Raw genomic sequence first — 10,708 nt, 5'->3', positions numbered from 1 at the left:
GACCTGAAGAAAAAGTCGATCACCATGGGTAAAGGATGTTAAAAAGTGTTCACCATGTCCCCGAACACCTGTCTACCATGTCCCCGGACCGTACATGGGGAGAGGGTTAGGGTGAGGGGAAATTTCTCACAGATCCCTGAACGTCCCCAACCGATACCCGCGCTCGGCAATCGCGTATTTCAGCGAAGCCGACGTCAGCACGTCCAGCTCTGCCAGACGCGGCCAGCAGTAGGCGCTCTTACGCACGGTGTTATCAACAAACGCCGGGTGCGCCATCACTTCCACCGACGTTTCACCGCGGGCAGCGGAATCATCCAGCACCTTCAGGAACAGCGCTTCGTCGATCTCCTCGCCATAAAACGCGCTGCTGAACCCCTGCGTTGTGGCAACAGTGACCTCCGGCAAGCCGCGCACCTCGCGATCCACGCGCATTGCGACGCCTTTGCGCTGTGCAAACGCTGCGACAATCGGGAAAATCGCCGGGATCATATGCACGTGGTGATGGCTGTCGATGTGCGTCGGCGCCTGACCAAACACGTCAACAAAGCGGTTGAACTGACACTCCAGCTCGCGGGCAATCTCTTCAAGCGGCAGCGCGCCCTGCTCCGCCAGTTCCCAAATCCATTTGCCCAGCTGTCCGTCGCGCGTCAGGCCTGGCATCGGCGAAAGCGGCATCCCGAGCGTCAGTACAAAATGCATGCCGACGCCCAGCGCTGGCACTTCGCGGCTCAGCTGCGCCGCGTGCTCCACCGCTTCACCATTGACCATCGCCGTTGTCGAGGTCACCACGCCCCGGCGGCAGGCTTCAATAATGCCGTAGTTCTGACCTTTCGAGAGGCCAAAATCATCCGCATTAACGATCAGCAGGTTTTCCATAGTGCATCCTCTTATGGCTGTTTGAACTTCAGCTTCTCGATCGTGGCGGCAAAGTTCGGCAACCATTTCTCATGCGCCAGAATCATCTCGCTGGCCAGCCGCTCCGCATCGCGGTCGGAATGCACCAGCGGGCTGAGGTTCAGCGCCAGCAGCACGTCATTGAGTTCGCCGCTTAGCGCCGCGTTGCTGGCAGCCACTTCAAAGCCTTTAATGGTGTGGATCAGACCCATGACCTTATCATCAAAATGGGTGATGTGCGGATGAGGTTTTGCGCCGTCGCGCCCCAGGATGCAGGTCATCTCAACGGCCCAGTCAGCCGGAATGTTGTCGATATGGCCGTGATGCGGCACGTTAACGTAGTGCTCCGCCTGCTTGTCATTGTAAATGGCGTTAATGACTTCACATGCGGCATCGGAATAGTAGGCCCCGCCGCGCTGCTCCAGCTCTTTCGGTTTGACGTTCAGGTTCGGATCTTTGTACAAATCGAACAGCTGCTTCTCAACTTTCTGCACGACCTGAGCGCGCGCGCCGCCCTTATAGTACTCGCCCATTTCGATGGCCAGCATCTCTTTCTGCTTGAAGTAGTACAGCAGATAGGAGCACGGCAACAGATTCAGCGAACGGATCAGCCCTTCGCTGAACGGCAGATCGAAGATGTTTTTCACCGACGCCGCCGTCAGGCGACCGGAGGCCACGCCGTCGAGCAGTTCGGCAAAGCGCGATTTTCCATTCACGATGACATCTTTAATAAACACCATGTGGTTCAGGCCGAACAGATCGATGGAGAGATCGTCGCTGTCGCTCAGCGCCAGCACGTCACGGATAAACATCTTCATGCCAATTGGAATATTGCAGACGCCGATAAAGCGTTTGAAGCCGGTATGACGATACACCGCCTCGGTGACCATCCCGGCCGGGTTGGTGAAGTTAATCACCCACGCGTTCGGGCAAATCTCTTCCACGTCTTTGATAATGTCGAAAATCACGGGAATGGTACGCAGACCTTTGAACAGGCCGCCCGCGCCGTTGGTCTCCTGCCCGAGGTAGCCGTGGCTCAACGGGATCCGCTCGTCCAGCTCGCGCGCTTTAAGCTGGCCCACGCGCAGCTGGGTGGTGACAAAGTCTGCATCCTTCAGCGCCAGACGACGATCGAGGGTTTTGTGCACGGTCAGCGGCACGCCGGCTTTCTCAACCATACGCTGACACAGGTCAAAAATGATATTCAGTTTTTCCTGACCTTCCTCAACGTCAACCAGCCATAATTCGCTGACCGGCAGTTCGTGATAACGTTTCAGGAAACCTTCCAGTAATTCCGGGGTATAGCTGCTGCCGCCACCAATGGTTACGACTTTTAATTTCTTCTGCATAATATCTCCCTTAGCGTATCAGGTTAATCGCCTGCAAGGTATAGCGTACTCTTCCCGCTATTTGGGCAAGCCATTAAAGCAATATTTTTTGGCGGATAACCCGCCGAAAGTTAATTAATTACCGTTAAATTCTTCCGGTAACTGTTCGGTGTAAATGACGTAAATTTCTTAAAGGTTTTAATAAACAGGCTGGGACTGCTGTATCCTGACTCATAGGCAATATCGGTGACAGAATAGTTGGTAATTTCCAGCTGTTTTTTGGCAAAGTTAATGCGGATTTCATTAATAATCTGCACGGGCGTTTTACGATAATAACGCTGCGTCGCGCGGGTCAGATATTCCTGAGATTTACCCGAGAGGGAGACCATATTGTCCAGCGCATTTTCGCTGAACTGGCCCTTATCGTGCATCAGCTCAACGGTGCTGCGCAGCCACTGCGGAATATCATCCGTCACCTGCTGCTCTTCACGATGATGGCGCAGTCGGTTCATCACATAGAAGGTTACCGTTTCAATAAACTCATCAAATTCATTGTCGCGGAAGTTAAGCGAGGCGATAACCGTTTCAATCCAGGTCATAAACTCGTTTTTGACCCGATAGACCTGTGATGCCACAAAGCAGAACGGCACCAGCGGCAGGTAGTGCTTCTCAAAGAAGCGTCTGCTGACACCCACGTTCAGAATGCGGGTCGCACCAAATTCGTAAAAGCTCTGGTGATGGGAGCCCATCGGCAGGAAGACAAAATCCCCTCGCTCGAGCAGAACGCGCTTGCCGTTGATCTCCTGGTAGTAGCGACCGGTCAGAACAATCGTGAACTCGTAGTAGTCATGCTGGTGCAGACCGCTGGCGCTCTCCGTTTTGTTGTAGATAACCACGTGAAAATTCTTGCCATTAAACAGCTGCTGCTCAAGTGCGGTTTTAATTTCCATCGTGCTGACCTCCTGCTACTCAGTCTGACTTACTGCATCTTCTCGTGAAGCTCGATTAGCTCCGCCACCAGCTCACGCGCAAGCATAGACGTCATCAGGTGATCCTGCGCGTGGACCAGCACCAGACTGACCTTCATTTTCCCTTCTCCCTGGTCACCTTCAATCAGCTTTGTCTGCACCAGGTGCGCTTCATTCAGCGCCGTACGGGACTGGTCCATCATGGTTTTCGCGGCGGCGAAATCCCCCTGCTTGGCCTGCTTGAGTGCGGCATATGCCAGGCTGCGGGCCTGCCCGGAGTTGATGATAAGACCCATCACCACTTCTTCGAGATCGTTCTCTGCAGTTTCTTCTGCAACAATACTGTCCAAATCTAACATTTTTAAGCTCCTTGTGGCTGGCGCGGGTTGCCCCGCGCCGGTCAATCTTAGAATTTCAGTGAGAGGGCAATATCCTCTTCGCTCTCTTCTTCATCGATGATGGTGGCGGCTTTGTTCGCAATCGCCACAAACGGCATGTAGAGCAGGGTTGCAATCCCGAGGTTGAATATCGCCAGCAGGAAGGCTGCAACGCTACCGTTGGTGTTGAAGAAGGCGCCCAGACCCGCCGGCATGGTCCACGGCGCAATGTTGGTGACCGGTGGAATGATGCCCATGTAATACGCCGTCAGGGTAATAGCGGCCAGCAGCGGCTGAACCAGGATGAACGGGATGAACATCACCGGGTTCATGATGATTGGCAGACCGAACAGAATCGGTTCGTTAATCTGGAAGATGCCTGACGGCAGCGCCAGTTTAGCCACCTGACGGTAGTCAGCGCGACGAGAGACAATAAAGACCGCGATGATCAGACCCAAGGTCGCCCCGGTACCACCCAGGAAGATATAGGAGTCAAGCATCGGCTTCGCCCACACATGGAAGGTTTTACCCGCTGCCAGCGCCGCGTCAACGGAGCCGTACTGCTGGTAAAGCGCAACGTTTTCCAGTGCCCATGGGGTCATAATCCCGCTGTCCAGCGCGGCCAGTGCCAGTGAACCATGCACGCCGAAGAACCACAGCAGAGAGGTGAAAATCACATACGCCCAACCGACCACGCCACCCATCGCCGCCAGCGGCGTAGAGATAGAGTCCATGATGATCTGGTGGAAGTTCGTGCCCCAGTGAGAAAGCGCCCAGGCAATAATCCCCATAATGGAGAGAATAATGAAGCCTGGAATCAACGCGGAAAATGAACGAGATACGGAAGCGGGTACGCTGTCCGGCAGGCGGATAACCCAGTTTCGACGGATAATAAAGGTGAACATCTCCGCCACCACCAGACCGATAACAATACCGGAGATGATGTTAGCCCCACCCAGCCAGTTGGCGCCCACGGCATAGGCTTCACCGACGCTGTAAGGGGTTACGGTCATAAAGGCAGCAACGGATAATAACCCGGCGGCCAGCGGATCCACTTTCCGCTCTTCTGCCAGCGCCATCCCAATAAAGAAAGGCGCCATCAGCGACATAATACCCAACGTACCGTTATAGACGTTGCCGCCGATGGCTTTTAAACCGTTAAGGGTTTCAATAGTGGACGCGTCTAACCGAATTCCTAATGAATAAAAGAAGGAACCTTCACCAAAGCTCAGAAAAACGTTGTTAATTAAAACGAACATGGCCCCGGCCAGCGTCAACGGCATTAATTTAATAAAGCCGTTTTTGATGGCATTAACGTGAGGCTGCTTTCCTATTTTAACAGCAAAAGGAAGGAGTACCTTTTCAAGTGAAGCGATGACTTTACTCATAGGAAAATACCCTTAAATGCCGCAACAGAGGTTACGGCGTAATTGTGTGTGAAATAACTCTTTGACGGGAAAAATAAAAATTAATTAGCAGCTTTTTTAATGGCTGCCACAGCAGCTTTCAGTACACCTAAACCATCAATCTTGCCGTACAGCCCCGAGTCGATCACCTCGACCGGTTTATTGGGTAACAGTCGTTGAATTTCGGGCAACATATAGGCAATTTGCGGCCCCAGTAAAACAACGTCGGCGGTCTGGCCTTTTTCGCCCGCCAGCGTCTCTGGAAACGCTTCAATCACCACAGGAACTTCATACTTTTCAGCCTGCGCACGCATCTTTGACACCAGAAGCGAGGTTGACATGCCCGCTGAGCAGAACAGGTAGATATGTTTCTTTTCCATCGTAATTTCCCTCTTGTATGACTACCTGCCATCGCGCTATCACTCGACTCGCTGTCCCGGCAGACAGGTAGCTTGCGTACTGTTGTTTATCGTTGGAGTGAGTATACGCAATGGTACAGACAGGGGATAATTCTGGATAGACTTAAATTGTCTCTCATTGACCTGGCTTGTTGACTACCTTCACATTTCGGGCAAATAATTCGCGCAAAGAAATAAGATTTACGTATGCATAAAAAAACCGGCCTATGGGCCGGTTTGTTAACATACTCAGGTAAGCAGCGTTACTGCGCCTTAGGTGCCTGCGGATCGGTATCGTATTCAGCACAGGTCTGATAGCCGGAGTTAATCACATGACCGGTATCATCCAGGGCGACAAAGTAGGTTTCTGCCTTACCATCACGTTGACCCAGGATATAGGTCTGGCAGGTCCCTTTCGCATGAATCATCGTCACTTCGGAAGAAGGTTTACCGGCAATCGCCGCCACCTGTGAACGGGTCATCCCTTTTTTGACGTCTTTCACTACGGGCTGCGTAAACTGATCCTTGGTACGATCGTAAGCCGTACACCCTGCCAGCATAGTCAGTACCGCCGCTGCGCTAAGAATTCCTGCTACGTTCTTGTTCATATTCCGTCCTCTTGTTTATCAGCGTGTTATCTAAGCATGGGATAAAAAGTACTATTGTTCAACTTTGTGATTTGCGCCAGACGAATTTCGGAAAATTCTAATAAAACAACGATAACCTGCTAAAACGGCGCAAATTAGCGCACTCGAAACTGTGATCCTTGTCGTTTCTCGCCCAAAGGGTTAGTTTTAACAGTTAACACATTCCGTTTATGTACTGCATATGGAGGGCGTGATGGCTCTGCAACAAGAGATTATTCAGGCACTGGGCGCGAAGCCCACGGTAGATGCAAACGAAGAGATCCGCCGCAGCGTGGATTTTTTAAAATCGTACTTAAAAAAGAACGCTTTCCTGAAGTCCCTGGTGCTGGGCATCAGCGGGGGTCAGGACTCTACCCTGACCGGTAAACTCTGCCAGATGGCAATTTCAGAGCTGCGCGACGAGACGGGCGATGAGGCGCTGCAGTTTATCGCGGTACGTCTTCCTTATGGCGTACAGGCAGACGAGCAGGATTGCCAGGACGCCATTGCCTTCATCCAGCCTGACCGCGTGCTTACCGTCAATATTAAAGGTTCGGTGCTGGCAAGCGAGCAGGCGCTGCGCGAAGCGGGCATTGAGCTGAGCGATTTTGTTCGCGGCAACGAGAAAGCCCGCGAGCGCATGAAAGCGCAGTACAGCATCGCCGGAATGACCAAAGGCGTCGTCGTCGGCACCGACCATGCGGCGGAAGCGATCACCGGTTTCTTTACCAAATACGGCGACGGCGGCACCGACATCAACCCGATCTTCCGCCTCAACAAGCGCCAGGGCAAGCAGCTGCTTGCCGCGCTGGGCTGCCCCGAGCATCTTTATAAGAAAGCACCGACGGCGGATCTGGAGGACGATCGTCCTTCCCTGCCGGATGAAGCGGCCCTTGGCGTCACCTATGATAACATTGATGATTACCTGGAAGGCAAAAAGCTGGATGACGGTACCGCGAAGATTATCGAAGGCTGGTATCTGAAAACCGAGCACAAGCGCCATACGCCGATTACGGTGTTTGACGACTTCTGGAAGAAATAAAAGCAAAACGGTAACCCTGGTTACCGTTTTTTGTGTTTGCCCCTCTCTCCCTTGGGAGAGGGTTGGGGTGAGGGCATCAGGCCATCCGGCTCTTTTTTAACCACCACACACCTGCTACACTGTATACCTGAACAGTATATGGAGCAGTATGTGAGCAGGCGTCAATCCGCCCCGCGTCTTGAGTTTGAAGCGGCGGCTATCTACGAATATCCCGAGCACCTTCGCCCCTGGCTTGAGGCCTTACCTAAACAGCCGGGCGTGTATATCTTTCACGGCGAAAGCGACACTCTGCCGCTCTATATTGGCAAAAGCGTTAATATTCGCAGCCGGGTGTTATCCCATCTGCGTACGCCGGACGAGGCCGCCATGCTGCGGCAGTCGCGACGCATCACCTGGTTCCAGACGGCGGGAGAAATGGGCGCGTTATTGCTGGAAGCGCGTTTGATCAAAGAACAACAACCGCTGTTCAACAAGCGCCTGCGCCGCAATCGTCAGCTCTGCTCCCTGCAGATAACCGCCGGCAAACCGCAGGTTGTCTACGCGCGCGAGGTCGATTTTTCGCATGCCCCAAATCTCTATGGGCTGTTCGCGAATAAGCGCGCGGCACTTCAGGCGCTGCAAACCCTGGCAGACGATCTACAGCTTTGCTACAGCCTTTTAGGCCTGGAGGCGACCACCCGCGGGCGCGCCTGTTTCCGCTCCGCGCTGAAGCGCTGCGCGGGCGCCTGCTGCGGGAAAGAGAGCGTTGAGGCGCATCACGCCCGGCTCCTCGCAGGTCTGGCGACCATCAGCGTGAACTGCTGGCCCTGGGAAGGCGCCGTTGCGCTAAAAGAAGTGGGTGAAGCGATGACCCAGTACCACATCGTCAACAACTGGTTCTGGCTGGGCGCCGTCGACAATATCAACGACGCGGCAACCCTGTTGCGCACCCCCGCCGGATTTGACCACGATGGCTACAAAATTCTCTGTAAACCTGTTTTAGCCGGTAAGTTTGAGGTCATTGAGCTGAATGGCCTGGCAGCCACGTGATTTCGCTGAACAACAGGGTGCCCTGGGACTCCAGCAGACGCAAAGTATGGCTCCCCTCCTCCCAGCAGGCACCCTGATCGGCTGTCAGCAATTTATCGCCCAGCTGCCACGCACCGCTTAACACGAAAACCACGCCCCCGCGTGAGCCAAAGGTGGTAAAGGTACGGTCGGCAACGCGCACCTTCGCCTGACAGCAGTCGCGGCGGGTCATGATGTTGAAGTCCATCGCCATCTTTCCATCCGAAAGCAGCGCCTTTACCGGCAGGTCGCCGGCAAAGCTGTAGGGCTGATGGTGCTTCAGGGTATGAAAGAACGCCTGACCGGCATCGAGCGTCACCTCCCCTCCTTCCAGCAAGGTAATCACCCGATCGACGCCGGGAAAAGAGGAAAATTCGCCGTTGCTGGCGATAGTCGCGATACTGGCACGCCAGTGAAAATCGCGCGTTGCGGGAGGGAAACAACAAATTTCGCGCGTTTCGCCAGCACCGTTGCGCCAGAGGCTGACCGGCATCTTACGGATATCAAAGAACTCCATCACCACTCCTGAATGGCACAACCCGTGCCAGGGCAAGGATATCGCTATCGTTGCTGTCTTGTTTGTTATCGTTGGGTATTCACAGACACAGTATCGGCAGCAGAGCGGACAGGCCTTAGCAGAACGTTAAAAAAAATTCTAACGCCATGACTCTACAAACATTCTCTGACGCGACCACAGGAGAATACCGCGCTGGCGGCGGCAGACAAGAGGGCTGGAAAGAAAAACCGCCGGTCCTGTCCACAGCGGTTGCGCTTTTGTGGACAGGATCCCGGCGGTCTTAAGAGAGTGAACCGATTATTCGGTTGGTGCTGGCATTTTACCTTCCATCGCCGGACGTTCTGTCAGACGCTTCTCAAAATTCGCATTAAATTGCTTTTTCTGTTCCGGAGTCAGAATGTTGTAGATCTTGTTCTGGGTTTCCATGTGCGCCAGCATGCGGGCTTTGTGCTGCTCGGCCATTTTGTCGATCTGCGCTTCGGCTTTTGCCTTATCGAAGCTGTCGCTGGCGATGATGTCATGCATCGCACGACGTTCTTCAAGCGGAGGACGTTTCATCTCGTCGCGCTCGCCTTTCCTGATGTCGCGGATCTGCTGCTTCTGCGCATCCGTCAGGTTGAGATCCTTAAACATCATCATCTCGTTGTGCATACCCGGCTTGCCTTTATGATGCATCATCATTTTGCCTTCAGCAGGCGCGGCAGCGGTGGTCGCGGTATCTGCGGCGAACGCCATGCTGGTAGCGCCCAGAGCCAGGGTAGAAGCAACAAACAGTGCAGTAAACTTACGCATAATTTATTTCCTTTCTTTCAGTTATTCTTCGGCGCTGTGCCGTGTTGACGAGATTAACTTTACGGGGTTTATCGTCAATTAGTCAGAGCAACGGTAAAACAATGAAAGTGTAAAAAACAAATTTTCGCCAAATGTGGAGGAAATAAGGATAAAGCGTGGAGAGTTGCAACAAAAAATATTCAAGGCGATGATTTTAAAGAAATTTAGCAGAAGTATAGCGAAGTGAAGATTAATAATAAAGCAATTCACCAGGAATATTCCGCAAAAGAAGGGTGAGCGCTTCAATCGTTAAGAAAAAAGGTTGTATTTCCCCTCCCGGATGACGAGAGGGGAAACGTTCAGGTTATTTTTTCCAGCATCAATCCGGCCCGCAGGCCAAACGCCACGGTGGGGTTAGGGAATAAAACATACTCGGTTGTTTTGTGCACCTCGTAACGCTCTTCGCCATCTTCCGCCAGCAGCGCCCCTTTGCGGAACGGCGTGAAGTTCAGGGTGTGCGCGGCCATATGAAGCAGGAAGGCGTCGCTGCGGCGCGTGATCTGCTGTACGACCCGATACCGCTCAACGTGCTGTTGCGCGTGCTCGGGAGTCGTTCCGGCCAGCAGCGCCCGAAGGGCAAGGTGCGTTGGCGCAAAGCGGGACAGATCGTTCTGGCCGAACGGCAGCGCTTTTCCCAGCTCCAGCGTGCAGGCCAGCGCGCCGAAATTTTCACAGGTAAAGTGGGTAAACGTCCCGCCCGGCGACTGATGAAATACCAGCGCCTCCAGCCCGGCGTCACCCAGCCAGCTCAGGAACGCTTCATCCCACGGCTGATTGCGCTGCGGCAGGACGCCAAAGCGGACATGGTAAGAGGCGCGGATCGCCGTATGCAGATCGAGATGCCAGCGCGCGGGCCCCGCCTCGGCAAAAAACGCGGTCACAACGTTCTCCAGCCACTGTGCCCGCGCCGTTTCGTCACTCTGCGGAAACTGCGACCAGCGCCCGCCGAACATGCGGTTAATGTCGCTCACCAGATACCGCTTGTTTTGCGCCAGCGCAGGCGGGTTTCCGAGCACCACCAGCACGCGGTACTTGAGCGCAATCTCACCTCGATACAGCGCGCGCAGCAGCAGGTTAACAATCTCAACGGGCGCCGTTTCATTCCCGTGAATGCCCGTTGAAAGCAGCAGCGACAGCGCGCTTTTTGCGTCCGGCGTCAGCTCAAGCACCCCGCGTCCCAGCCAGCGCCAGCGAAATGAGGGGCCCTCCCCCTCGCGCTGTTCCGGCGTTTCGTCGGCCAGGGTCAGCGCCAGTAAATTTTCCATACCCACTCC

The 10,708-nt window shown here is 54.0% G+C and carries 12 protein-coding genes; 2 read left to right on the top strand and 10 right to left on the bottom strand.

Annotated elements, in window-relative coordinates:
• Positions 1-126 precede the first annotated feature (126 nt).
• From chbG to osmE, 7 genes are all read right to left on the bottom strand, one after another.
• Positions 127-876, bottom strand: a complete 750-nt coding sequence (gene chbG / locus M2433_RS09735; RefSeq protein WP_429057167.1) for a chitin disaccharide deacetylase — start codon at positions 874-876, stop codon at positions 127-129.
• Positions 877-887: 11 nt separating this feature from the next.
• Positions 888-2,243 (bottom strand): 6-phospho-beta-glucosidase, encoded by a 1,356-nt coding sequence (locus tag M2433_RS09730; protein WP_429057165.1) that lies wholly within the window; start codon positions 2,241-2,243, stop codon positions 888-890.
• A gap of 110 nt (positions 2,244-2,353) precedes the next feature.
• Positions 2,354-3,172, bottom strand: a complete 819-nt coding sequence (gene chbR / locus M2433_RS09725; protein WP_429057162.1) for a transcriptional regulator ChbR — start codon at positions 3,170-3,172, stop codon at positions 2,354-2,356.
• A 29-nt stretch (positions 3,173-3,201) separates the two neighbouring features.
• A complete protein-coding gene (gene chbA, locus M2433_RS09720) occupies positions 3,202-3,549 on the bottom strand; it encodes a PTS N,N'-diacetylchitobiose transporter subunit IIA (protein WP_047348879.1) in 348 nt (115 codons plus the stop codon).
• Positions 3,550-3,596: 47 nt separating this feature from the next.
• Positions 3,597-4,955 (bottom strand): PTS N,N'-diacetylchitobiose transporter subunit IIC, encoded by a 1,359-nt coding sequence (gene chbC, locus M2433_RS09715; RefSeq protein WP_047348880.1) that lies wholly within the window; start codon positions 4,953-4,955, stop codon positions 3,597-3,599.
• An 80-nt stretch (positions 4,956-5,035) separates the two neighbouring features.
• Positions 5,036-5,353: a PTS N,N'-diacetylchitobiose transporter subunit IIB gene (chbB, locus tag M2433_RS09710; protein ID WP_008500676.1), complete on the bottom strand. Its 318-nt coding sequence runs from the start codon at positions 5,351-5,353 to the stop codon at positions 5,036-5,038.
• A gap of 281 nt (positions 5,354-5,634) precedes the next feature.
• Positions 5,635-5,979 carry an osmotically-inducible lipoprotein OsmE gene (osmE, locus tag M2433_RS09705; RefSeq protein WP_010430142.1) on the bottom strand — a complete coding sequence of 115 codons (345 nt, stop codon included), beginning with the start codon at positions 5,977-5,979 and terminating at the stop codon, positions 5,635-5,637.
• A gap of 232 nt (positions 5,980-6,211) precedes the next feature.
• Here osmE and nadE point away from each other — a divergent pair, with 232 nt between their 5' ends.
• The gene (gene nadE / locus M2433_RS09700) at positions 6,212-7,039 is read left to right on the top strand and encodes an ammonia-dependent NAD(+) synthetase (RefSeq protein ID WP_429057158.1); all 828 of its coding nucleotides are present in this window, start codon (positions 6,212-6,214) and stop codon (positions 7,037-7,039) included.
• A 150-nt stretch (positions 7,040-7,189) separates the two neighbouring features.
• Positions 7,190-8,068, top strand: a complete 879-nt coding sequence (cho, locus tag M2433_RS09695; RefSeq protein ID WP_429057155.1) for an excinuclease Cho — start codon at positions 7,190-7,192, stop codon at positions 8,066-8,068.
• On the opposite strand, the gene ves is transcribed toward cho, so the two are convergent.
• The 3 genes from ves to astE all read right to left on the bottom strand — a co-directional run bounded on the left by ves (position 8,037) and on the right by astE (position 10,699).
• Positions 8,037-8,603, bottom strand: a complete 567-nt coding sequence (gene ves, locus M2433_RS09690; RefSeq protein WP_429057153.1) for an environmental stress-induced protein Ves — start codon at positions 8,601-8,603, stop codon at positions 8,037-8,039. The genes cho and ves overlap by 32 nt on opposite strands.
• A gap of 297 nt (positions 8,604-8,900) precedes the next feature.
• Complete coding sequence (gene spy / locus M2433_RS09685) at positions 8,901-9,395, bottom strand: ATP-independent periplasmic protein-refolding chaperone Spy (protein ID WP_429057151.1); 495 nt, start codon at positions 9,393-9,395, stop codon at positions 8,901-8,903.
• Between the two features lie 338 nt (positions 9,396-9,733).
• Complete coding sequence (gene astE / locus M2433_RS09680) at positions 9,734-10,699, bottom strand: succinylglutamate desuccinylase (RefSeq protein ID WP_429057150.1); 966 nt, start codon at positions 10,697-10,699, stop codon at positions 9,734-9,736.
• Positions 10,700-10,708: the final 9 nt, after the last annotated feature.

The sequence above is a fragment of the Enterobacter sp. AC1 genome, from assembly GCF_050434705.1.
Classification (GTDB): Bacteria; Pseudomonadota; Gammaproteobacteria; order Enterobacterales; family Enterobacteriaceae; genus Enterobacter; species Enterobacter cloacae_L.
This window is presented reverse-complemented; position numbering and strand designations above follow the sequence as displayed.

Bases quoted from the DNA above. Each gene is read 5' to 3' on its own strand.
- chbG (WP_429057167.1), bottom strand. From the start codon at position 876: ATGGAAAACCTGCTGATCGTTAATGCGGATGATTTTGGCCTCTCGAAA.
- M2433_RS09730 (WP_429057165.1), bottom strand. From the start codon at position 2,243: ATGCAGAAGAAATTAAAAGTCGTAACCATTGGTGGCGGCAGCAGCTAT.
- chbR (WP_429057162.1), bottom strand. From the start codon at position 3,172: ATGGAAATTAAAACCGCACTTGAGCAGCAGCTGTTTAATGGCAAGAAT.
- chbA (WP_047348879.1), bottom strand. From the start codon at position 3,549: ATGTTAGATTTGGACAGTATTGTTGCAGAAGAAACTGCAGAGAACGAT.
- chbC (WP_047348880.1), bottom strand. From the start codon at position 4,955: ATGAGTAAAGTCATCGCTTCACTTGAAAAGGTACTCCTTCCTTTTGCT.
- chbB (WP_008500676.1), bottom strand. From the start codon at position 5,353: ATGGAAAAGAAACATATCTACCTGTTCTGCTCAGCGGGCATGTCAACC.
- osmE (WP_010430142.1), bottom strand. From the start codon at position 5,979: ATGAACAAGAACGTAGCAGGAATTCTTAGCGCAGCGGCGGTACTGACT.
- nadE (WP_429057158.1), top strand. From the start codon at position 6,212: ATGGCTCTGCAACAAGAGATTATTCAGGCACTGGGCGCGAAGCCCACG.
- ves (WP_429057153.1), bottom strand. From the start codon at position 8,603: ATGGAGTTCTTTGATATCCGTAAGATGCCGGTCAGCCTCTGGCGCAAC.
- spy (WP_429057151.1), bottom strand. From the start codon at position 9,395: ATGCGTAAGTTTACTGCACTGTTTGTTGCTTCTACCCTGGCTCTGGGC.
- astE (WP_429057150.1), bottom strand. From the start codon at position 10,699: ATGGAAAATTTACTGGCGCTGACCCTGGCCGACGAAACGCCGGAACAG.